Source organism: Actinomadura flavalba DSM 45200 (assembly GCF_000374305.1).
GTDB classification, from domain to species: domain Bacteria; phylum Actinomycetota; class Actinomycetes; order Streptosporangiales; family Streptosporangiaceae; genus Spirillospora; species Spirillospora flavalba.
The window spans coordinates 1,984,400-2,007,057 of record NZ_KB894093.1 but is presented as its reverse complement, the minus strand read 5'-3'; the positions used below and the strand labels follow the sequence as shown (position 1 = coordinate 2,007,057).

Here is a 22,658-nt window from a genome sequence, read left to right as displayed (position 1 = left end):
TCCTGGGACGCCTCCCCCGGGACGGATGCTGCGCGTCGAGGAGGTCTTCCTCTGTGACCAAACAGGTCCAGCAGCTCGACCGCGTCATCATCCGCTTCGCCGGCGACTCCGGCGACGGCATGCAGTTGACCGGCGATCGCTTCACCCAGGAGACGGCCGCGTTCGGCAACGACTTGTCGACGTTCCCGAACTTCCCGGCCGAGATCCGCGCCCCCGCCGGAACGCTGCCCGGCGTGTCCAGCTTCCAGCTCCACTTCGCCGACCACGACATCCTGACGCCGGGCGACGCGCCGAACGTGCTGGTCGCGATGAACCCGGCCGCCCTCAAGGCCAACGTCGGGGACCTCCCGCGCGGGGCCGACCTGATCGTCAACACCGACGAGTTCACCAAGCGCAACCTGGCCAAGGTCGGCTACGCGGCCAGCCCCGTCGACGACGACTCCCTCGCCGAGTTCCGGGTGCACGCGCTGCCGCTGACGTCGATGACGGTCGGCGCGCTGACCGGCTACGACATCAGCAAGAAGGACGCGGAACGCGCCAAGAACATGTTCGCGCTCGGCCTGCTGTCGTGGCTGTACCACCGTCCCACCGAGGGCACGCTCGCCTTCCTGGAACGCAAGTTCGCCCGCAAGCCCGAGATCATGAAGGCGAACATCGCCGCGTTCCAGGCGGGCTGGAGCTACGGCGAGACGACCGAGGCGTTCTCGGTCCAGTTCGAGATCAAGCCGGCCGAGCACGAGGCCGGTCTGTACCGCAACATCACGGGGAACGTGGCGCTGTCGTACGGGCTGGTCGCGGCGGGCGCGCAGAGCGGGCTGCCGGTGTACCTCGGCTCGTACCCGATCACCCCCGCGTCCGACATCCTGCACGAACTGTCCAAGCACAAGCGGTTCGGTGTGAGAACGTTCCAGGCCGAGGACGAGATCGCGGCCGTCGGCGCCGCGCTCGGCGCGTCGTTCGGCGGTTCGCTGGGCGTGACGACGACGTCCGGTCCGGGCCTGGCGCTGAAGGCCGAGACGATCGGGCTGGCGGTCGCGACGGAGCTGCCGCTCGTCGTGATCGACGTGCAGCGCGCGGGTCCGTCCACCGGGCTGCCGACCAAGACCGAGCAGGCCGACCTGCTCCAGGCGATGCACGGCCGCAACGGCGAGGCGCCGGTTCCGGTGATCGCGCCGCGGTCCCCGTCGGACTGCTTCGACGCCGCGCTCGACGCCGCCCGGATCGCCGTGAAGTACCGCACGCCGGTCATCCTGCTGTCGGACGGGTATCTCGCCAACGGCTCCGAGCCGTGGAAGCTGCCCGCCGTCGAGGACCTTCCGGTCATCGAGCCCGCGTTCGCGCCCGCCCACCAGGAGGACTTCCAGCCGTTCGCCCGCGACGCCGAGACGCTCGCGCGTCCGTGGGCGGTGCCCGGCACGCCGGGGCTGGAGCACCGCATCGGCGGCCTGGAGAAGGCCGACGGATCGGGCAACATCTCCTACGACGCCGCGAACCACGAGAAGATGGTGCGGCTCCGGCAGGCCAAGGTCGACGGCATCGCCGGCGACATCGCGCCGCTCGACGTCGACGACCCGTCCGGCGCGGCGAAGGTGCTCGTCCTCGGCTGGGGCGGCACGTTCGGCGCGATCTCGGCGGCGGTGCGGCGCGTCCGCAAGTCGGGCCAGCCGATCGCGCAGGCGCATCTGCGGCATCTCAACCCGTTCCCCGCCAACCTCGAACAGGTCCTGCGCTCCTACGACAAGGTCGTGGTGCCGGAGATCAACCTGGGCCAGCTCGCACTGCTGCTGCGCGGCCGGTTCCTCATCGACGTGATCAGCTACAACCGCGTGCGCGGCCTGCCGTTCAAGGCCGAGGAGCTGGCGGGTGTCATCCAGGATGTGATCGACAGTGAGTGACGTCAACGGCCACAGTCCGCTGACCCTGGTGCCCAAGGCCGAGGGGAAGCAGACCCTGAAGGATTTCAAGACCGACCAGGAGGTCCGCTGGTGCCCGGGTTGCGGTGACTACGCGATCCTGGCGGCGGTGCAGTCCTTCCTGCCCGAGCTGGGGCTGCGCCGGGAGAACATCACGTTCGTGTCCGGCATCGGCTGCTCGTCCCGGTTCCCGTACTACATGAACACCTACGGGTTCCACTCGATCCACGGGCGCGCCCCCGCCATCGCGACGGGGCTGGCAACGTCCCGTCCCGACCTGTCGGTGTGGGTCGTCACCGGGGACGGCGACGCGCTGTCCATCGGCGGCAACCACCTGATCCACGCGCTGCGCCGCAACGTCAACCTCAAGATCCTGCTGTTCAACAACCGGATCTACGGGCTGACCAAGGGCCAGTACTCGCCGACGTCCGAGGCCGGGAAGATCACCAAGTCGACGCCGATGGGGTCACTGGACGCCCCCTTCAACCCGGTGTCACTCGCGCTCGGCGCCGAGGGGACGTTCGTCGCCCGCACCATCGACTCCGACCGCAAGCACCTCCAGTCGGTGCTGCGGGCCGCCGCCCAGCACCGGGGCACGGCGCTCGTCGAGATCTACCAGAACTGCAACATCTTCAACGACGGCGCGTTCGACCCGCTGAAGGACCCCGACGTCCGCGACGACGTCACGGTGCGGCTGGAGCACGGACAGCCGATCGTGTTCGGCGCCGAGGGGCAGAAGGCCCTGCGGCGCACCGCCACCGGCGCGTTCGAGGTCGTGGACACCGCGACCGTGGACGCGTCGCAGATCGCCGTGCACGACGCGCGCGACCCCGACCCGTCGCAGGCGTTCGCGCTGTCGCGGCTCGACTCGCCCACGTTCGAGCACACGCCGATCGGCATCTTCCGCGACGTCGACCGGCCGTCCTATGACGAGCTGATGCGCGAGCAGGTCGAGGCCGCCGTCGACCGCGACGGCCCCGGTGACCTGGGCGCCCTCCTCGGCAGCGGGGACACCTGGCGCATCGACTGACCCCGGTCCGGGCCCGCGCCGGCACGGGCGGGCCCGGCCCCGAGGTGCGCTGCGACCCGCCGGGCTGGAAGACTTGGCCGATCATCAGCCGGGAGGTGACGATGCGGGTCGTTCCCCGCCGCGGCCGCAAGCGCGGCCGGCAGCAGGAGCACGCGGCGGACGCCGCCGTCGCGGAACGTTCCGCGCCCGTCCTGGAGGCGTCGCCCCCGGCCGATCCGGAGGAGCGCCGCCGGGCGCGGCTCGCGGCGCGGCAGCGCGAGGCCGCCGAGCTCAAGCGCAGCCGCGCGGCGGCGCGGGCGGAGCGCATCGAGGCCGAGGAGCGGACGCAGGCGACCGGCGAGCACCGGTCGGCGCTGCTGATCATGGTCGTGCTGCTGGGGCTGCTCATCGCGGCCGTGGCGGTGGCGGGCACGATGCTCGCGGCGTCCAAGCGCGACAAGGCGATCGCGCTGCGGACTCCGCTGAACGTCTACCCGGTGACGCAGACGACGCCCGGGCAGTGCCCCGCGGGCACTCAGGGCGTGACGGGGCAGGTCGCGACCGGGCCGGTGTGCTACCAGCTCGCGCAGGGCATCACGATCCGCAGCGTGACCGATCTGCGGGTGCAGCGCGCCGACGCGGGCGGTTTCGACGTCGCGGTGACGCTGCGCGGCCCCGACCGGCGGGCGTTCGCGACGCTGACGCGCGCGTCGGTCGGGCGCGATGTCGCGTTCGTGACGGGTGACCAGCTCGTCACGGCGCCCCGCGTCGACATGCCGATCACCGACGGCAAGGTCGTCATCACCGGTTCGCCGAACCGCGCCGAGGCCGACCGGCTCGTCACGCGGCTGCGCGGTTCCTGACGGCGGTCAGCCCGCGGTCACGTCGGCCGGTGCCGCGTCCTCGACCGGCGCCGCCGCCGGGCGCCCGCCGCGCAGCGGCAGTTCCTTGAGCAGCAGCACCGCGGCGAGCCCGACGAGCGCGCACGGGACGCCGACGAGGAACACCGTCTCCATCGCCCGGTTGAACGACTCCAGGACGATGCCCCGGACGGGTTCGGGCAGGGCGTGGATGGCGTCGGGGGCGCCGAGGTCGGGGCCGTCCGCGCGCGGGGCGGCGATCCCGGCGGCGTGCAGCCCGGCGCTCAGCTCGTCGCGCAGACGGCTCGCGAGGATGGCGCCGAACGCGGCGACGCCCATGGCGCCGCCGAGGTTGCGGAAGAAGGAGACGCCGGCCGTCGTCGCGGCCAGGTCGGCGCGGCCGGACGCGTTCTGCGCGGCGAGGATGAGGATCTGGAGCGTCAGGCCCATGCCGAAGCCGAGCACCGCGACGTCCACGCCGATCAGCGCGATGGGCGAGTCGGTGTGCAGCCGTGACAGCAGGAACAGGCCCGCCGCGACGCAGGTCATGCCGATGACCGGGAAGATCTTCCAGCGGCCGGTGCGGGTGACGATCTGGCCGGAGAACGTCGAGGTCACGAACATCGCCAGCACCAGCGGCAGCGTCATCAGGCCGGACGCGGTCGGGCTCATGCCCTTGACGATCTGGAGGTACTGCGGCAGGTAGATCATCGCGCCGAACATCGCGATGCCGATGCTCAGCGACGCGATCGCGGTGAGCACGAACGTCCGGTTGCGGAACAGGCGGGGCGGCAGGATCGGCTGCCGGGCGCGGCGCTCGGCGACGACGGCACCGGCCAGCAGGCCCGCCGTGGCGGCGGCGAGCAGGTACGTCCACACCGAGTTCCAGGCGAACTCCTTGCCGCCGAGCGACAGCAGGAGCATGAGCGTGGTCGCGCTGCCCGTGATGGTGACGGCGCCCGCGACGTCGATGCGGGTGTCGCGCTTGACCTTCGGCAGCTTGAGGACCCGCTGGATGACGGCGAACGCGATGACGGCGAGCGGGATGCAGACGTAGAAGCACCAGCGCCAGCCGAGGGCTTCGGTGTCGACGATGAAGCCGCCGAGCAGCGGGCCCGTGACGGTGGAGACGCCGAAGACGGCGCCCATGAACCCGGCGTAACGGCCTCGGTCGCGGGGCGGGACGATGTCGCCGAGGATGACCTGCGCGAGCGCGGACAGGCCGCCGACGCCGAGGCCCTGGAAGGCGCGGGCGGCGATGAGCTGGCCGATGTCCTGGGAGAGCCCGGCGGCCATCGACGCCACGACGAACAGCAGCAGCGCACTCTGGAAGACGAGCTTGCGGCCGAACAGGTCGGACAATTTTCCCCAGAGCGGGGTGGACGCCGTCATCGTCAGGAGGGCGGCGCTCGCGACCCAGGCGAGCTGGTCCTGTCCCCCGAGATCACCGACGATCGTGGGGAGCGCGGTGCCGACCACCGAGGTGGAGATCATCGCGGTGAGCATCGCCATCATCAGGCCGGAGAGGATCTCCAGGATCTGGCGGTGCGTGTACTGCGGCATCTCGGGTTCGTGTTCGTCCTCGGTCTGCTGTGCCACGCTTCGTCCCCCAAAAAGTTACCTGCACTTCGCATATATGCTAAGTAGTCGGGCGTTTACTTGCAAGGCGCAGGGATACTGGGGGACGTGTTCGACGACCAGATCACCGTGCCGCCCGTCCGTCCGCGCCGCGACCGCGAGGCCACCCGCGGCCGGCTGCTCGACGCCGCCCGTGACCTGTTCGGGCGGCACGGCTACGACGGCGTCACCGTCCGGATGATCGCCGGAGCCGCCGACGCGAACGTGGCGCTCGTCCACCGGTACTTCGGGTCGAAGGCCGCGCTGTTCGCCGAGGTGGTCGCCGGGGAGTCCCTGCTCACCGCCGTCATCGAGGGCGACCGGGACGGGCTGCCGAGGCGGCTCGCGGAGCACTTCGTCCGCGCCGCGCGGCGACCGCCGTCGGCCCCGCTGGCCCGGATCATCGACCGCTCGCTCGGCAGCCCGGAGGCGCAGGCGTTCCTCAGCGGCCACCTGGAGGCGGTCCTCGTCGCGCCGCTGGCCGCGCGGCTCGACGGGCCCGACGCACGCGCCCGCGCCATGCTCGCGGCGGCGCTCGTCATGGGCGGCGGGCCCGTGCGGCGGCTGCTGGACGTCGCGGACCTGGCGACGGCCTCCGACGACGACCTCGTCCGGCGTCTGACCGCGATGTTCGCCGCCGCGCTCGACTGAACCGCCTCCGACTTCAGGTGGTGGAGGGGTCACGGAGTGCGACGAAGGTGGCAGGGTCTGCGCCCGGAGGCGCAGGGGAAGTTCCTCCTCGCGGCCGGTGAGGGGCGATCGCGGAGCGCTCTAGGCTGCTGACATGAGGCCGAGGGGTGCGGAGCGGCTCCGCGAACGCTGGAAACGAACCGGGCGTGCCAAGCGATGGGGCGCGGCCGGGGCGGCGCTCGCCGTGCTCGCGGCCGGAGGCGTCGTCTGGGGCGTGACGTCCGGTGAAGCGCCCGTCCGCGCGGTTCACCAGCGCATCCAGGTGGTCGACGGCCCGCGCGACGATCAACGCGTCACGCTCGACACCTCGTTCTTCCTGCCCGACGCCCCGGGCCGCGCGCCCGCGCTGCTGCTCGGGCACGGCTTCGGCGGTTCCAAGGACGACACCCGCGCCGAGGCCGAACGGCTCGCCCGCGCCGGATACGCCGTCCTCACCTGGTCGGCGCGCGGCTTCGGCCGGTCCACCGGGCAGATCGCCCTCAACTCCCCCGACTACGAGGTCAAGGACACGCGGCAGCTCATCGACTGGCTCGCCGCCCGCCCCGAAGTGCGGCTCGACGCCCCGGGAGACCCGCGCGTCGGCATGACCGGCGAGTCCTACGGCGGCGCCATCGCGCTGCTCACCGCCGCGCACGATCGCCGCGTCGACGCCATCGCCCCGCGCATCACGTGGAACAGCCTGCCCGACGCGCTGTTCCCCAACGCCGCGTCGCCCGCCGGGGCCGTCCCGGCGGCGTCGCCGGGGCCCGACGCGCCGCCCAGCACCGGAGGCGCCCCGAGCGCGGGCGGGGCCGAGCTGGGCGTGTTCAAGAAGCTGTGGGCCGGGCTGTTCTTCACCGGCGGCGCCGGAGAGACCGCCTGCGGGCGATTCCTGCCCGACCTGTGCGCCATGTACCAGAAGGTCGCCGAGACCGGCCGGGCCGACGCCGCCGCCATCGCGACGCTCCAGCGGTCGAGCCCCGCCGCCTACCCGGGGCGTGTCCGGGTTCCCGCGCTGATCGTCCAGGGCCAGTCCGACTCGCTCTTCCCGCTCGACCACGCCGACGCCAACGCCCGCATGATCGCCGCGACCGGCGCACCGGTGTCGATGGTGTGGTTCCAGGGCGGGCACGACGGCGGCGACGGCGAGACCGCCCGCATCGACGGACGCGTCCGTGCCTTCTTCGACGAGCGGCTGCGCGGCGTCAAGGGCGAGGAACCCGCCTTCACCGTCACCCGGGCCGGGGGCATCGACTCGTCCACGCAGCAGGTCATCGTCCAGGCGGCGTCGGCGTCCCGCTACCCGGGGCTGCGCGCGGGCACCCGCGACCTCGCGCTCACCGGGAACGAGCAGACCGTCCACAACCCGGCGGGCGGAACCCCGGCGTCGATCTCCGCGCTGCCGGGGCTCGGCGCGCTCGGCGGCCTGGGCGATCTCGGCGGGTTCGGGGGCGGCCTGCCCGTCGACATGCCGGGGCAGAGCGCCACGTTCGACACCGCGCCGGTCGCCGAGCCGACGCAGGTCACCGGGTCGGCCACCGTCCGGCTCCGGGTGACCGGGCGCGGCGACGTCCCGCTGTTCGCCAAGCTCTACGACGTCGCGGCCGAGGGCGCGCCCGTCCCCGCCAAGCGCATCGCCGCGCCGTTCCGGGTGCCCGACGCCGGGGACGGCCGCGAGGTCACCGTCACGCTGCCCGCGCTTGACCACCGCTTCGACCGCGGCCACCGGCTCCGCGTCGTCGTCGCCACGACCGACATGGGCTTCACGACGCCCGTCGCGCCCGCGTCCTACCGCGTCGCCGCCGTGTCGCCGCTGTCCGTGCCGACGGTCCCCGCGCTGACGGCCCCGGCGGCCGGGGTGCCCGCGTGGGTGTGGGCGCTGCCGCTCGCCGCCGCCGTCATCGCCGCCGCGATCCTGCTCACCGGGCGCGGCCGCCGTCCCCGCGACGGCGAGTACGACGCCGCCCTCGCCGACGTCCCGCTGGAGATCACCGGGCTCACCAAGCAGTACAAGAACGGTCACCGAGCCGTCTCCGACCTGTCGTTCCGCGTCGAGAAGGGCCAGGTGCTCGGGCTGCTCGGGCCCAACGGCGCCGGAAAGACGACGAGCCTGCGCATGCTCATGGGGCTCATCCACCCCGACGCGGGCGAGATCCGCATCTTCGGGCGCCGGGTCACGCCCGGCGCGCCCGTACTGTCCCGGCTCGGATCGTTCGTCGAGGGGCCCGGCTTCCTCCCGCACCTGTCCGGCCGCGACAACCTCGACCTGTACTGGCGCGCGACGGGCCGTCCCGCCGCCGACGCGCACCTCGACGAGGCGCTCGCCATCGCCGACCTCGGCTCCGCGCTCGACCGGGCCGTCCGCACCTACTCCCAGGGGATGCGGCAGCGGCTCGCCATCGCGCAGGCGATGCTCGGGCTGCCCGACCTGCTCGTCCTCGACGAACCCACCAACGGCCTCGATCCGCCGCAGATCCGCGAGATGCGGGACGTCCTCGTCCGGTACGCCGCCGCGGGCCGCACCGTCATCGTGTCCAGTCACCTGCTGGCCGAGGTCGAGCAGACGTGCACGCACGCCGTCGTCATGTCCGGCGGACGGCGCGTCGCCGCCGGTCCTGTCTCCGAGATCACCGGGTCGGGGCGGCGCCTGGAAGACGCGTTCCTGGAGATCATCGGAGAGGGCTCATGAGGGGCACCGCGACCGCGCCCGGCTACGACGTCCGGCACACGCTGCCGCTGCGCGTCGAGGCGGTCCGGCAGTTCCGGCGACGGCGCACGCTGTTCGCGTTCGCGATCCTGCTGCTGTTGCCGTGGGTCCTGGTCGGCGCCTTCCAGATCGGCGGCGACCCCGGCCCCGACGGCTTCCCGAGCCTGGTCGACGTCGCCACGTCCAGCGCCCTCAACTTCGCGCTCTTCGCCCTGTTCGTCTCGACCGGCTTCCTGCTCGTCGTGGCGGTCGCCCTGTTCTGCGGCGACACCGTCGCAAGCGAGGCGAACTGGTCGTCGCTGCGCTACCTGCTCGCCGCGCCGGTGCCCCGCGCGCGGCTGCTCCGGCAGAAGCTCATCGTCGCGCTCGGCTACGCGACGGTCGCGCTGATCAGCCTGCCCCTGATGTCGCTCATCGCCGGGACGGTCGCGTTCGGCTGGGGCCCGGTGTCCCTCCCGACCGGCGGCACCGTCCCCGTCGACACCGCGCTGAGCCGCATGGGCGTCATCGTCGTTTACGCCGTCGTCAGCCAGCTCGTCGTCGCCGCGCTGGCCTTCCTCCTGTCCGTCACCACCGACTCCCCCCTCGGCGCGGTCGGCGGCGCCGTGGGCCTGGTCATCGTCAGCAACATCCTCGACGCCGTCACCGCCCTCGGCTCCTGGCGCGACTTCCTCCCCACCCACTGGATGTACTCCTGGATGGACGCCCTCCAACCCGACATCCAGTGGACCGGCATGGCCAAGGGCACCGCCCTCTCCCTCACCTACTCCCTCATCTTCCTGTCCCTGGCCTTCCGCCGCTTCCGCACCCGAGACATCACCTCCTAACCCCCCACGCCAACCCTCCACCCACCCACAACCCCAACGGCAAGCACGACGCCCACACCAGCCACCAAGACACCGGAACAAACCCAGCGCTGCCCAGCGGGCGAAAACAACCCAGCCACGCCCACCCCGGCGGCACACACCCGCTCACCGCACCACCAGACCAAGACGCCACCCGGCGGCGCTCCGACGGACGAAGGCGCCCCAACGGCGTGACGTCGAGCGCGCCTGCGTGCGGATGGCGCAGGAGCTGGGCGAGGCGCACCCGGAGATCGACGAGGTCTTCCTCGAACCGGTCCCCCGCGACGACCCCGACCTGCCCGCCCGCGTCGTCGCAGCGCCTTCCGGCGGCGCGCACGGCGCCCCACGCGCCAGCCGCCACACCAGACGGCACCAGCCTGGTGCCCTAGCGGGCGAAGACGGCCCAGCGGCGCCCGCACCCTTCCCGGCGGCGCGCACGGCGCTCCACGTGTCGGCGGCTGTATTGCCAGAGCACCAGGCGGGGCCGCAGTGGGCGAGGATGACCCACCGGCGCCAGCTCCCTTCCGGGAGGCGCGCACGGCGGCCCCACGCGCCAGCCGCCGCACCGCCACGGCACCAGGCGACACCCGGCGGTGTCCCACCGGGCGAAGACCGCCCGGCGGCGCCCGCGTCAGCTTCAGACGGCACGCACCCGCTCCACCACGTCGATCGCCTTCCCGCCACGGCACCGGGCGGCACCGGGCGGCACCGGGTGGTGCCGGGTGGTGCCGAGGCAGGCGAAGACGGCAGCGGGGCCAGCGCCCTTCTGGCGCCGCATACCCGGTCCGCCGCGTCAGGCGCCGTGCCGCCAGGGCGCCCGACGGCACCCAGCGGGCGAAGGCGACCCGGCGGTTCCCCAGCGAGCGCTGGCGGCTCGGCGGTTCCCCAGCGAGCGCTGGCGGCTCGGTGGGGCCGCAGCGGGCGAAGGCGGCCCGGTGGCACCCGCGTTGGCTTCCGGCGAAGGCGCAGTCGATCCGTCGCGTCGGCTGCCGTCGTGTTGGCTGCCCGTCGCGGCGGGGAGCTGGGCGGTGCCTCGGTGGTGTTCGTGTGGGTGGAGGCGGTTGGCCGTGTCCTTGCGTGTCGTGGTGTGGGCGGGGTGGGAGCTTCGAGGTGCCGGGTGGGCGCCGGTCGGGTAGCGTGCGGGCCATGTCGAGTCCTGAGGCAGACAGGGCGGGGGCTTTCGGTCACGCCGTCAGCCCCCTGCACCGCTGAGCTCGTAGGTCCGCCGTCGCGCCGTGACGCGCGGTCGGACGCGTGCGCCCGGGGACTGGCCGCGGTGACGAGATGACCTCTCGTGCCTCTCCTCACCTCGGAGCCACTCGATGCCTCTCGCGCTGTTCCTGCTCGCCATGGCCGTCTTCGCCATGGGCACCTCGGAGTTCATGCTCGCCGGTCTCCTGCCGGACATCGCCTCGGATCTCGACGTCAGCGTCGGGACGGCGGGCACACTCACCTCGGCCTTCGCGGTCGGCATGATCGTCGGGGCTCCGCTGATGGCGGTGCTCGCCCGCCGTCGGCCGGGCCGGTCGAGCCTGCTCGGCTTCCTCCTCGTCTTCCTGGCCGCCCACGCCGTGGGCGCTGTCACCACGAGCTTCCCGGTGCTGTTCGCGTCCCGGGTCGTCGCGGCGCTGGCGAACGCCGGATTCCTCGCCGTGGCCCTGACGACCGCCGCCACGCTGGTTCCCGCCGACCGGAAGGGACGCGCCCTCGCCGTGCTGCTGGCGGGTACCACGGTGGCCACGATCGCCGGAGTTCCCGGAGGGTCCGTCCTCGGCGCGCTCCTGGGCTGGCGGGCCGCGTTCTGGGCGGTCGCCGCGCTCTGCCTGCCCGCGGCCGTCGGCGTCCTCGTCGGCGTCCCCGCGCGTCCGGCGGATGCGGCCGATAGCGGCTCACCGAGTTTGCGCGCGGAGTTCGCACAGCTCAGAAGGGTGCGGCTGGCGCTGGTGATGCTGCTCGGCGCGCTGGTGAACGCGGCGACCTTCGCGACCTTCACCTTCCTCGCTCCCGTCGTCACCGGTCCCGCAGGGCTGGGCGAACTGTGGGTTCCGGTGGCGCTGATGCTCTTCGGTGCCGGTTCCTTCGTCGGTGTCACCGTCGCCGGGCGGTGGTCCGACCGGCGCCCCGGCCTGGTCCTCGCGGCCGGGGGCCCGCCGCTGCTCGTCGGCTGGCCCGCCCTGGCACTGCTAGCAGACTGGCCGCCCGCCCTGCTCGTCCTCGTGTTCCTGCAAGGAGCCCTGTCGTTCGCGGTGGGCAGCACGCTGATCACGCGGGTCCTCTACGAGGCGGCGGGAGCCCCCACCATGGCGGGCTCCTACGCGACGGCCGCGCTGAACGTCGGCGCCGCCGCCGGACCGCTCATCGCCGCGACGACGCTCGGTACCTCGGCCGGGAGCCTCGGACCTCCGTGGGCGAGCGGGCTCTTGGTCGCTGCCGCACTGCTCATCGCGTTCCCCCTCCGTTCCGTCGTCGCGGTCCGCCGCTCGCAGCGGCCTGCCACACCGGCGCGCAGCCCCGTCGGCGGCCCGGACGCCGTCTAGCCGTCGGTGCCAGGGCATGGGGTGCGCTTGGGCCAAGGACGAGCGTCACCAGTGTGACCAATACCACATCGATACAGTCTCCTGGCGCGGACGATGGCCCGAATTGCCCGAATCTAGGGGGCTGTAAGCCTACGTAAAGTGGCTGTATGGCAACCCATAGCCAGCTTGATCACGGAAAAGTACTGCGAAGACCCCGATCTCGTCGCATAGGCTCGGCGAAACCTCACTGAGGTCGCGCCGGTGAAGGTGTCGCGGGCGCGACATCGACTCGACGGCGGATTAACTTCCCGCCGAAGGGGGGAGATGATCACCATGGCACGGCAGCAGCTCATCAAGCGCCCGAAACCGCCACGTCAACCGAGCCCGCTCGACCTCCGGACCCCCTCCGGCCGAGTCCTGCCGTACTGACGACGCCGTCACTCCTCGGGGGAACCCACACTCGTCCAGGGCCCCTCCGCCCATCCAGGCGCGGAGGGGCCCTGTCACGTTCTGGCCCACCCCATCCCACCGCACCCAGCACAAGCCACGGCCCGCAACCGCCTGCGCGACTCCGGACACGCGACCGGCCTCGGCGCTGGAGGCGCGTCGAAGGGAGCACTGGCGGTGAGGGCTCAGCGTGATCGCGACCTCTGGGCGTACCCAGCGAGCATGCACCGAGAGGTCAGCGTCAACGCGTGCGCGGCCCTGACGCGGTCGACCTCGACGGCGGATGTACACGTCAGCGCGCGAGCGTCAGGCGTCTACACAACCCCACGGCGGTCCGCATCGAAGACCGGCCCCAGGCGGGCGCGACCCCACGGACCGCGCCGAGCTCCAAGACGCGATGCCGCGTACTGGCCCCAGGCGTGCGTGACCCACGGTGCGCGTTCAGCGCAGGCTAGGCACGTGCGCCGCCCCACGGACCCGTGGCGGGCGGCTCTAGGCGCGCGTGCGCGGCCTGGCGTGGCCCGCCACGGCCGTGGGAACACGTGCTCACAATCAGGACCGGGCTCGATGTGCCGGGCCGGTGAGCCTGACCCGCGTCGGCGCTCTGCGTACGGCGAGGGTCAGGTGTGCGTGCGGCCCTGGGCTCGGCCGGCCTCGGCGGCGGGGGTGCGCGTCGACGGGGCGAGCGGGTCGGGGCCGAAGGCGGCGAGCGAGGCTTCGTCCGGGGTGATGAGTTCCACGGTGCCGGTGAGGGCGGCGATCTGCTCGTCGAGGGCCGGGTCCGCGCTGGGGGCGAGGATGAGGACGCGGTCGTGGCCCTCGGCCAGGTCGGCGTTGACGAGGCTGCGGACGCCGCCGTCGATGTAGCGCGCGTCGCCGATCGTCGCGGGCGGCCAGACGCCGGGGACGGCGCAGCTCGCCGTGACCGCGTCCACGAGCGAGACGCCGGAGGCGCGGTCGAAGACGACGGGTGTCCCGGCGCTCGCCTCCACGGCGGTGATCCTGACGTCGCGGTCGGGCCAGTCGTGACTCGGCAGCCGGGCCTCGATGACCTTGCGGCGGGTCTCCTCCGGCGGCGTCGGCGCGTCCAGCGCGAACTCCGCGACGGCACGGCGCCTCTCGGCCGGGTCGCTGATCTCCCCGACGAGCCGCAGCATCGTCTCCAGCACGACCCCGACCGGCCCGGACGGCACCTCCTCCGGCGTCTGCAACGCCGGGTCGGCCTGCCGCGCGAACAGCGCCTCCAGCGACAGCCCGGCCCCGAGCTGCGCCGCCACGGCCGCCCCCGCCGACGTCCCGACGACCAGATCGGCCCCGGTCGCGTCCCGTCCGGCGTCCGCGAGGCCCGCCAGCACCCCGATCTGCCAGGCGATGCCCGCGACTCCGCCGCCGCCCAGCACCAGTGCGCTCGTCATCCCGTCACCCTTCCGTCAACGTTCCGCCCCAACCCTCCCACCCTCCCCACTCACAACGCTCCCAGCCCTCGCCGCAACCGCCGGACGATCTCGTCCCGCTCCCGCGCGGGCACCTCGACGCCGTCGCGCAGGTAGGCGAACACGCCGGGGCCCGTCCGCTCGGCGGGCAGCGCCGCCGCGCGCGGTACGACGTGGAAGTGGACATGCGCGAACCCGTCCGCCTCGGCGAACTGCGCGACGTACGTCTTCGCGCACCCGGTCGCGTCGTGCAGAGCCCGCGACAGCCGCACCTGCCACGTCCCGAGTCCCGCCGCCTCGGCGTCCGTGAGGTCCGCGACCGCCGTCACGTGCCGCTTCGGCACGAGGACCAGCCAGCCGGGCAGCGACGTCCCGAACGCGTGCGCGACGCGCCAGTGCTCGTCGTCCGCGATCCACTCGTCGGACCGTCGGCGCGCGCAAACGAGACATTCCACGCTCTCGACCCTAGGCGGGTGGGCGCTGGGTGAAGGTCGCGCGGTAGGCGGAGGGGGTGAGGCCGACGTGGCGGGAGAAGTGCGCGCGGAGGGAGTCGGGGGTGCCGAGGCCGGTGTGGCGGGCGACGTCGGTGAGCGGCAGGTCGGTCGTCTCCAGGAGTTCGCGGGCGCGGTCGACGCGCTGGCGGAGCAGCCATTGCAGCGGGCTGTGCCCGGTCTCCGCGCGGAAGCGGCGGGTGAGGGTGCGCGGGCTGGCGCAGGCACGGGCGGCGAGGGTCGCGACGGTTATCGGCTCGGCGAGGTGCGCGCGGGCCCAGTCCTGGACGCCGCCGAGCGTACGGCCGTCGGGCGGGGGCGCGGTGATGAACTGCGCCTGGCCCCCGGCCCGCATTGGCGCGACGACGACCCGCCGCGCGGCCGTGTTCGCGACGGCCGCGCCGTGGTCGAGCCGCAGCAGGTGCAGGCACAGGTCGATCCCGGCGGCGAGTCCGGCGGACGTGAGGATCTGCCCGTCGTCGACGTACAGGACGGACGGGTCGAGCCGGACGTCCGGATACGACGACGCGAACTCCTCGGCGCGCCGCCAGTACGTCGTCGCGGGCCGGCCGTCGAGCAGCCCGGCCGACGCCAGCACGAACGCCCCCGTACAGATCGACACAAGCCGGGTACCTCGCGCGGCGGCGTCCCGCAAAGCCGCGACGACCCGGTCATCGCGGGCGCGTCCGTCGGTCCCCGGCACGACGATCGTGTCCGCCCAGTCCAGCACGTCGAGCCCGGCCCCGATCGTGAGCGCGTAGTCCGCCGACGTCGGGACGGGTCCGGGCTCGGGCGTGCACTGCCGCACCGCGTACAGCCGCCGCCCGTCCCGCTCGGCGCCGCCCAGGACGAGGTCGGGGATCGCCACGTCGAACGGCACCACGGACGGCATCACCAGCACCGCTACCCTGTGCATACACCCTCCTTGGCCGAATCCTCCGGAACATTGGCATTATGGCCACTTCTGGGAGGAGTCGCGGGCCAGCAGAGTGAACCCGTGCGAACCCTCCCCCACCGCGCGTGGCTCGTCGCCGCCGTCGCGTTCGTCGCGCTGGTCGGCGCCGCCGGCTTCCGCGCGACCCCCGGCGTCCTGCTCGTCCCCCTCCAGGACGAGTTCGGCTGGTCACGCGCCACGACCTCGTTCGCGGTGTCCGTCAACCTCGTCCTCTACGGCCTCACCGCGCCGTTCGCCGCCGCGCTCATGGACCGGTTCGGCATCCGCCGCGTCACCGCCGCCGCCCTCGCGCTGGTCGCGGCCGGCAGCGCCCTCACCGTCGGCATGACCGCGAGCTGGCAGCTCGTCCTGTGCTGGGGGCTGCTCATCGGCCTCGGCAGCGGCTCGATGGCCATGGTGTTCGCCGCGACGGTCGCGGGACGCTGGTTCGAGCGGCACCGGGGCCTGGTCGTCGGCGTCCTGACGGCGGGCGGCGCCACCGGCCAGCTCGTGTTCCTGCCCGTGCTGGCGTGGCTGACGGAGGCGCACGGCTGGCGGTTCGCGTCGATCGCCGTGGCCCTCGCGGCGCTCGCGGTCATCCCGCTCGTCGTGCTCGTCATGCGCGACCGTCCCGCCGACGTCGGCCTCCTCCCCTACGGCGCGACGTCCGCCGAACCCGAGCCGCCGCGCGGCAACGCCGCCCGCGCCGCGCTCGGCGCGCTGGCCACCGCGTCCCGGACCCGCGCGTTCTGGCTGCTCGGCGGCGGCTTCCTCATCTGCGGCGCGACGACGAACGGCCTGGTCGGCACCCATTTCATCCCCGCCGCCCACGACCACGGCATGCCCGAGACGACGGCCGCCGGGCTGCTCGCGCTCGTCGGGCTGTTCGACATCGCGGGCACGGTCGCGTCCGGCTGGCTGACCGACCGCGTCGACCCGCGCAAGCTGCTGGCCTGGTACTACGCGCTGCGCGGCCTGTCGCTGCTGGTGCTGCCGACGCTGTTCACCGCGACCCCGCACCCGGGGATGCTCGTCTTCGTGATCTTCTACGGCCTGGACTGGGTCGCGACGGTCCCGCCGACGATCGCGCTGACCCGCGAGGTGTTCGGCCCGTCCGCCGGGACGGTCGTGTTCGGCTGGGTGTTCGCCGCGCACCAGCTCGGCGCCGCCGTGGCGGCGTCGCTGGCGGGCCTGCTGCGCACGTCGCTCGGCGCGTACACGGTCGCGTGGTGGGGTGCGGCGGTGCTGTGCCTGGTCGCCGCCGTCCTGTCCCGGACGATCGGGCGCCCCGCGCTTGAACCGCCGGGGCTCGCGGTCCGTCCTAGGACGTAGGAGGCCACCATGACATCCGCCGACGCCCGTCCCGCACCGCTGACCACCGCGCTCGCCCTGCTGGCGGGGGCGTCGGCGCTGCTGACGCTGGTGCTGCTGGCGCAGTACGACACGGCGCAGGCGTTCACGCCTTCCCCGGCGGAAGGACCGGCGGACTTCTCGCTGTCGTTCGCCGTCCTGGTCGTCGCGGCGGCGCTGATGGGCTGGGGCGGCGGACGCCGGACGCTCGGCCGACCCGCGCTGCTCGGCGCGGCCGTCCTGCTGACGCTGGAGCCGCTCCGGCTCGGCCTGGCGGCGGCGACGTTCGCGAACGGCCTGCCGTTCGTGCTGATCGGCGTGGCGGCGCTGCCGGCCGTGTGCCTGCTGGCGCTGCCGTCGGTGGCGGCGTTCTTCAGGTCCCGGCCCTGCTGAACACCCCGGACGCGGAGATCGCGGCGAAGACGCGTGCGCAGCGGGCGGCCATCGCGGCGGCGGACTCGTCCGGATGCTGCGTCCACCACACCACGAGCGACCCGACGGCGTTGTTCCACAGGCGTTTGAGCAGGTCGGCGTCGAGCGGGTCGCCGAAGCCGATGATCTCGGCGGTGCCGCGCGCGGCGAGCGCGTCGATCGCGTCACGGTAGCGGGCGGCGACGGCGGCGGGCGGGCTGCCGGGCGGCAGGGTCTGGTCGTAGAGCAGGAACCACGCCTGGTGCTGGCCCTCCAGGCAGCCGAAGACGGCGCGCAGGACGGCGAGCGGCGTGTCGGGCGACCGCTCGGCCATGACGGCGGCGACGGCCTGCGACAGCGGCGCCCCGATGCGCTCGACGCAGGCGGCGTAGAGGCCGTCCTTGCTGCCGAAGTACTGGTAGAGCAGCGGCTTGGTGACGCCAGCGCGGGCGGCGACCTGGGCCATCGAGACGTTGGCGTAGCCGTGCCGGCCGAACTCGTCGACGGCCAGGGACAGTAGCTGTTCCTCGCGCCGAGGGCGAGGCACGCCCTTCGTCCCTGCTCTTGCGTTCGCCATGGAACTGATCTTACCCTTCGGTAAATTACCGTAAAGTCATATAGGGAGAGCGAATGGGCACGAGGTCGTGGTGGGGCTGGGGCTGGGCCGAGAACGCCTTCCCAGACGCCGAGTGCGCCGCGCTCGGCGCGCTGATCCCCGGACTGCCGGACGCGCCGCTGCCCGTCCCGTCCGTCCCCGATCTGCCCGCCGCACGCGTCACCCCACCCGCCTCACTGGCCCCGATCATCTCGGACGCGCCGGACGAGCGCGCCGCCCACGCCCTCGGAAAGGCGTACCGGGACGTCGTCCGGGCGTTGCACGGAACGTTCGGCTCCGCACCCGACGTCGTCGCGCGGCCCCGGACCGAGCAGGACGTCGTAGACGTTCTGGACTGGGCGGGACCGGCGGGCGTCGTCGTCGTGCCGTTCGGCGGAGGCAGTTCCGTGGTCGGCGGCGTCGAATACCGGGGCGAAGCGCCCTGGCTGTCGCTCGACCTCACGGCCCTCGACCGCGTCCTGGAGATCGACCGGACGAGCCGCGCCGCCCGCGTCCAGGCCGGCGCCCTCGGCCCCGTCCTCGAAGACCAGTTGCGCCCGCACGGCCTGACGCTGCGCCACTTCCCGCAGAGCTTCGAGTTCTCCACGCTCGGCGGCTGGCTCGCGACCCGCGCGGGCGGCCACTACGCCACGCTGCACACCCATATCGACGACTTCGTCGAGTCCCTGCGCGTCGTGACGCCGATCGGCGTCAACGAGTCGTGGCGCCTGCCTGGCTCGGGTGCGGGCCCGTCCCCGGACCGGCTGTTCCTCGGCTCCGAGGGCACGCTGGGCGTGATCACCGAGGCGTGGATGCGGCTCCAGGACCGCCCGGTGCACAAGGCGTCCGCGTCGGTGACGTTCCCGTCGTTCGAGGCGGGTCTGGACGCGGTACGCGTCCTCGCCCAGTCCGGGCTGAACCCGTCGAACTGCCGCCTCCTGGACCCGGGCGAAGCCGGCTTCTCAGGCGCGGGCGGGTCGACCACGCTGGTCCTGGGCTTCGAGTCGGCGGCCGTCCCCGTCGATTCCCGCCTGGCCGAGGCCGTCGCGCTGACCCGCGACCACGGCGGCACCCCGACGCCGGAGCGCGGCACGTCGTCCCCGGCCGACGCGTGGCGCGCCGCTTTCCTCCGCATGCCCTACCAACGCGACGCCCTGGCCCGCATGAGCGCCATCGTGGAAACGTTCGAAACGGCCTGCACCTGGGACGTCCTGCCCACGCTGTACAACGCCGTCCGCACCGAGATCGGCGCCGCGATCGAACGGGTCACCGGCTCCCCCGGCATCATCAACTGCCGCCTGACCCACGCCTACCCAGACGGCGCCGCCCCGTACTTCACCGTGATAGCCGCCGCCCGCCGAGGCTCCGAACTGGCCATGTGGGACGAGATCAAGTCAGCCTCCATGACCCTCCTGACCCACCACAAAGCCACCATCACCCACCACCACGCCATAGGCCGCGACCACCGCCCCGCCTACGACAACCAACGCCCAACCCCCTTCACCAGAGCCCTGACCACCACCAAACAAACCTTGGACCCCCACAACATCCTCAACCCCGGCACCCTCATCGACTAGCGCTCCAGCCGCAGCAACCCATACGAGGGCGGGTGCTCAAGCGCTCGTAGCGCCAGTACTCGGTCAAAGTGACAGGTCCTGCCCTATGCGTAGCGCACAGACCGGGCGTTAACGATCAAGCTGACGGAGCTCGGTCCGCGGGCCTACGCTGTGCGTCATGACCGAGTTGCGGCCCGGCACGTACGAGCACATCGTGACCGCTGACATCCGGCGGCAGCTTCACGCAGTGGACGGCGATCTTGTACACCGCGAGGGGCTTCACACGGTGGACGGGGAAGAGATCCTCGTCCGTCACGTTGCCGGGATCGTTCGTCGTGCGCTCCGTATCGCGGGCGGGGCAGGCGAATCTCAGCCGGCGCTCGCCCGACAGGTCGCCGCTACCAATGCCATCAGTGCAGCGATCTCCGACATCGTCGCCGGTGCTGCCCTACCCGAAGAGATGATCGACGACAGCCAGGATGTTCTCCTCGCAGTCGCCGCGTCAAAGCTGCCGGACGGGTCCGTGCGCTTTCCGCAGCGACCGCAGGTCGGGCTGACATCTAGCGCGCTGCTGGTCAACGGACGCGACCAGCCCCAGATCGGACGCGAGATCGTCAAGGAGCTGGCCTCCGCCGACCGAGTCGATCTACTCTGCGCATTCATCAAGTGGACTGGCTTGCGCCTCATTCAGGACGCGCTCCATGCCTTCCTTCGGAGGGGCGGCAAGCTCCGCATCATCACGACGACCTACATTGGCGCGACGGACCTTCGCGCCGTCAATCGCCTGGAAGAGATGGGTGCCGACGTCGCTGTCTCCTACGACAGCCGACGGACGCGCCTGCATGCCAAGGCGTGGCTGTTCCATAGGGATTCTGGGCTTGATACCGCCTACGTAGGTTCGTCCAACCTCTCGCGGGCAGCGATGCTTGACGGTCTGGAGTGGAACGTCCGACTCGCACGGGCGGAACAGCCGCACCTGCTCGACACGTTCGCGGCGACGTTCGAGGAGTACTGGAACGACCCCTCGTTCGAGCGTTACGACCGCGAGCGCGATAACGAACGTCTCCGCAACGCGCTCGCCTTGGAGCGTGGCGGCTCGGAACCGCTTCCCCTCCAGATCGCCAACATCGACATTCACCCCTACCCATACCAGTCGGAGATCCTGGAGCAGCTCGCCGCGCTCCGCACTGTCCACGACCACCGGCGGAACCTCGTCGTCATGGCGACAGGCACGGGTAAGACGATCGTGGCCGCGCTGGACTATGCGCGACTCGCCGCAGCGGGGAACGCCGGCTCGCTTCTCTTCATCGCGCACCGCAAGGAGATTCTCGAACAGGCGCTCACAACGTTCCGCATGGTACTCAAGGACGGGTCGTTCGGTGAGCTGCTGGTCGGAACACAGAAGCCAACGCGCTGGGAGCACGTTTTCGCTTCGATCCAGTCGCTGAACAACCTACAAAATCTTCCGGCCGACCAGTTCACCATGGTCATCGTCGATGAGTTCCACCATGCGGCAGCCAACACCTACGCCCAGGTTCTCGATCGGTTGACTCCGCACGTCCTTCTTGGCCTGACTGCGACTCCTGAAAGACCCGACGGCGACGACATCCTGCACTGGTTTGACGGAGCAAGACCAGCCGTCGAGCTGCGGCTCTGGGAGGCTCTCGAGCGCAGTCTTCTCGCGCCGTTTCACTACTTCGGCATCCACGACGACGTCGATCTCTCCGCAGCCACGTTCCGCCGCGGTCGATACGATGCGGCCGAACTCACCACGCTCTACTTGCATCACCGCGAGCGAGTCGACAAGATCGTGCACGCATTGAACGCCAAGGTGGCGGACCTTGCGACCGTGCAGGCCATTGGCTTCTGTGTGAGCATCGAACATGCGGAGTTCATGGCCGAAGAGTTCAATCGCCGCAACATCGCGGCTCGCGCACTCTCCTCCCGTAACAGCACTGAAGAGCGCGAATCGACCCTTCGCGCGCTCAAAGATGGGACGGTCCGCGTAGTCTTCACCGTCGACCTCTTCAACGAAGGTGTTGACGTACCAGACATCGACACCATCCTGTTCCTCCGCCCGACCGAAAGCGCGACGGTCTTCCTCCAGCAACTCGGCCGAGGGCTACGACTCACAGCGACCAAAGATGTTCTTACCGTGCTCGATTTCGTCGGCCACCAGCATAAGGATTTCCGCTTCGACCACCGTTTCACCGCGCTGACCGGCATACCCCGAACTCGGCTGAGTGACGAAGTCGAGGCCGGTTTCCCGACGCTGCCGGCGGGCTGCTCGATCGACCTCGACCACGAAGTGAGCGCACTGGTACTCAGCAACCTCCGCCGATCACTCACTTACCGCTTCGACGACGCCGTCTCCGAGTTGCGCGCGCTTGGCGACCTCCCCTTGCCTGAGTTCCTGGAGCGGACTGACCGCGCTCTGCATGAACTCTACGCAAACAAGCGGGGCGGCTGGACTCGCGTGCGGCGGGCCGCCGGTTTCGACCAGCGCCCAACCCCCGACGCGGTGGAAGACGCAGCGTTGGCGCAGGCACTGGGGCGGCTGCTGCACGTCGATGACCCAGAGCGGCTGTCTTTCTTGCGGGAGCTTTTGATCAAGCCTCACCCGCCGCGGCTCACCGCACTCACAACGCACGAACAACGCTTGCTTAGGATGGTGCAGGCGGCAGTGGACAGCGGCAAGCAAACCAGCGAAGTCGAAAAGATGCTCGATGCACTCTGGCGCAATCACGCGCGCCACGAAGAGTTCAGGACTGTCATCGACATCCTCTACCAGGATATTCGCCGCGTTACACCGCACATCCCCGAAGCCGCACACCTGCCCCTACGCTTGCATGCACAATACAGCAAAGACGAACTCTTGGCGGCTTTCGGGCTCGAAAGGACGCGCAGTTGGGTGCAAGGCGTTCGCTGGATCGCCGACGCACAGGCCGATGTCTTCATGGTGACGATCAATAAGTCCGAGCGAGGCTACAAGCCCTCGACAATGTACAACGATCGCGCCATCACGCCATCGTTGATTCAGTGGGAATCGCAAAACCACACACGTCAAAACTCCAAAGATGGCCAGCGATATATCAACCATCGAGAACTGGGCTCGTCGGTCCACCTATTTATTCGCGAGACAAAGGCAGGCGCTCCGCCCTACCTCTACGCGGGGCCCATGACTTACCAGAGCCACGAGGGAGAGCGCCCGATGCGGATTCTCTGGGAGCTCGCGTACGAGCTACCGGCCGACGTCTTCCACTATGCAAAGGTCGCCACAGGCTAAGGAACGACGGAGCGCACGC

General features: G+C 71.7%; 16 protein-coding genes. 11 read left to right on the top strand and 5 right to left on the bottom strand.

Annotation, left to right across the window (positions count from 1 at the left end):
* Positions 1–53 precede the first annotated feature (53 nt).
* The 3 genes from C229_RS0109180 (at position 54) to C229_RS0109170 (ending at position 3,785) form a co-directional block, all read left to right on the top strand.
* Positions 54–1,895, top strand: a complete 1,842-nt coding sequence (locus tag C229_RS0109180) for a 2-oxoacid:acceptor oxidoreductase subunit alpha (RefSeq protein ID WP_018654779.1) — start codon at positions 54–56, stop codon at positions 1,893–1,895.
* Positions 1,888–2,943, top strand: a complete 1,056-nt coding sequence (locus tag C229_RS0109175) for a 2-oxoacid:ferredoxin oxidoreductase subunit beta (protein ID WP_018654778.1) — start codon at positions 1,888–1,890, stop codon at positions 2,941–2,943. Before C229_RS0109180 ends, C229_RS0109175 begins: the two co-directional genes overlap by 8 nt.
* A 101-nt stretch (positions 2,944–3,044) precedes the next feature.
* On the top strand, positions 3,045–3,785 hold the full coding sequence (locus C229_RS0109170) for a SecDF P1 head subdomain-containing protein (RefSeq protein WP_018654777.1): 741 nt from the start codon (positions 3,045–3,047) through the stop codon (positions 3,783–3,785).
* A 6-nt stretch (positions 3,786–3,791) separates the two neighbouring features.
* Here the strand turns inward: C229_RS0109170 and C229_RS30025 are convergent, their stop codons facing one another.
* On the bottom strand, positions 3,792–5,345 hold the full coding sequence (locus C229_RS30025) for an MDR family MFS transporter (protein ID WP_051108924.1): 1,554 nt from the start codon (positions 5,343–5,345) through the stop codon (positions 3,792–3,794).
* Between the two features lie 123 nt (positions 5,346–5,468).
* Between C229_RS30025 and C229_RS0109160 the strand changes: the two genes are divergently transcribed.
* The 4 genes from C229_RS0109160 (at position 5,469) to C229_RS0109145 (ending at position 12,157) form a co-directional block, all read left to right on the top strand.
* Positions 5,469–6,050: a TetR/AcrR family transcriptional regulator gene (locus tag C229_RS0109160; protein WP_018654775.1), complete on the top strand. Its 582-nt coding sequence runs from the start codon at positions 5,469–5,471 to the stop codon at positions 6,048–6,050.
* 133 nt (positions 6,051–6,183) lie between these two features.
* Positions 6,184–8,757 (top strand): alpha/beta fold hydrolase, encoded by a 2,574-nt coding sequence (locus tag C229_RS0109155; protein WP_051108895.1) that lies wholly within the window; start codon positions 6,184–6,186, stop codon positions 8,755–8,757.
* Positions 8,754–9,602 (top strand): ABC transporter permease, encoded by an 849-nt coding sequence (locus C229_RS0109150; protein WP_018654773.1) that lies wholly within the window; start codon positions 8,754–8,756, stop codon positions 9,600–9,602. Before C229_RS0109155 ends, C229_RS0109150 begins: the two co-directional genes overlap by 4 nt.
* Positions 9,603–10,942: 1,340 nt before the next feature.
* Entirely contained in the window at positions 10,943–12,157 is a 1,215-nt protein-coding gene (locus C229_RS0109145; RefSeq protein ID WP_018654772.1) for a Cmx/CmrA family chloramphenicol efflux MFS transporter, read from the top strand.
* Positions 12,158–13,203: 1,046 nt separating this feature from the next.
* Here the strand turns inward: C229_RS0109145 and C229_RS0109140 are convergent.
* The 3 genes from C229_RS0109140 to C229_RS0109130 are packed head-to-tail and all read right to left on the bottom strand — an operon-like array spanning position 13,204 to position 15,423.
* Positions 13,204–13,998 carry a patatin-like phospholipase family protein gene (locus C229_RS0109140; RefSeq protein ID WP_018654771.1) on the bottom strand — a complete coding sequence of 265 codons (795 nt, stop codon included), beginning with the start codon at positions 13,996–13,998 and terminating at the stop codon, positions 13,204–13,206.
* A 50-nt stretch (positions 13,999–14,048) separates the two neighbouring features.
* Positions 14,049–14,471, bottom strand: a complete 423-nt coding sequence (locus C229_RS0109135) for an HIT family protein (protein ID WP_018654770.1) — start codon at positions 14,469–14,471, stop codon at positions 14,049–14,051.
* 10 nt (positions 14,472–14,481) lie between these two features.
* On the bottom strand, positions 14,482–15,423 hold the full coding sequence (locus tag C229_RS0109130) for a GlxA family transcriptional regulator (protein WP_026313604.1): 942 nt from the start codon (positions 15,421–15,423) through the stop codon (positions 14,482–14,484).
* Between the two features lie 81 nt (positions 15,424–15,504).
* On the opposite strand from C229_RS0109130, the gene C229_RS0109125 reads away from it, so the two are divergent.
* Positions 15,505–16,773: an MFS transporter gene (locus C229_RS0109125; protein ID WP_018654768.1), complete on the top strand. Its 1,269-nt coding sequence runs from the start codon at positions 15,505–15,507 to the stop codon at positions 16,771–16,773.
* Positions 16,774–16,782: 9 nt separating this feature from the next.
* The gene (locus C229_RS0109120) at positions 16,783–17,184 is read left to right on the top strand and encodes a hypothetical protein (RefSeq protein WP_018654767.1); all 402 of its coding nucleotides are present in this window, start codon (positions 16,783–16,785) and stop codon (positions 17,182–17,184) included.
* Here C229_RS0109120 and C229_RS0109115 read toward each other — a convergent pair.
* Entirely contained in the window at positions 17,165–17,749 is a 585-nt protein-coding gene (locus C229_RS0109115) for a TetR/AcrR family transcriptional regulator (protein ID WP_018654766.1), read from the bottom strand. The genes C229_RS0109120 and C229_RS0109115 overlap by 20 nt on opposite strands.
* A gap of 83 nt (positions 17,750–17,832) precedes the next feature.
* Here C229_RS0109115 and C229_RS0109110 point away from each other — a divergent pair, with 83 nt between their 5' ends.
* On the top strand, positions 17,833–19,374 hold the full coding sequence (locus C229_RS0109110) for an FAD-binding oxidoreductase (RefSeq protein ID WP_018654765.1): 1,542 nt from the start codon (positions 17,833–17,835) through the stop codon (positions 19,372–19,374).
* 157 nt (positions 19,375–19,531) lie between these two features.
* A complete protein-coding gene (locus tag C229_RS0109105) occupies positions 19,532–22,639 on the top strand; it encodes a DEAD/DEAH box helicase (RefSeq protein WP_018654764.1) in 3,108 nt (1,035 codons plus the stop codon).
* The last annotated feature ends 19 nt before the right edge of the window (positions 22,640–22,658 follow it).

Coding starts and splice junctions, on each gene's coding strand:
- C229_RS0109170 (WP_018654777.1), top strand. CDS start 3,045: ATGCGGGTCGTTCCCCGCCGCGGCCGCAAGCGCGGCCGGCAGCAGGAG.
- C229_RS30025 (WP_051108924.1), bottom strand. CDS start 5,345: ATGCCGCAGTACACGCACCGCCAGATCCTGGAGATCCTCTCCGGCCTG.
- C229_RS0109155 (WP_051108895.1), top strand. CDS start 6,184: ATGAGGCCGAGGGGTGCGGAGCGGCTCCGCGAACGCTGGAAACGAACC.
- C229_RS0109150 (WP_018654773.1), top strand. CDS start 8,754: ATGAGGGGCACCGCGACCGCGCCCGGCTACGACGTCCGGCACACGCTG.
- C229_RS0109145 (WP_018654772.1), top strand. CDS start 10,943: ATGCCTCTCGCGCTGTTCCTGCTCGCCATGGCCGTCTTCGCCATGGGC.
- C229_RS0109140 (WP_018654771.1), bottom strand. CDS start 13,998: ATGACGAGCGCACTGGTGCTGGGCGGCGGCGGAGTCGCGGGCATCGCC.
- C229_RS0109130 (WP_026313604.1), bottom strand. CDS start 15,423: ATGCACAGGGTAGCGGTGCTGGTGATGCCGTCCGTGGTGCCGTTCGAC.
- C229_RS0109120 (WP_018654767.1), top strand. CDS start 16,783: ATGACATCCGCCGACGCCCGTCCCGCACCGCTGACCACCGCGCTCGCC.
- C229_RS0109110 (WP_018654765.1), top strand. CDS start 17,833: ATGGGCACGAGGTCGTGGTGGGGCTGGGGCTGGGCCGAGAACGCCTTC.
- C229_RS0109105 (WP_018654764.1), top strand. CDS start 19,532: ATGACCGAGTTGCGGCCCGGCACGTACGAGCACATCGTGACCGCTGAC.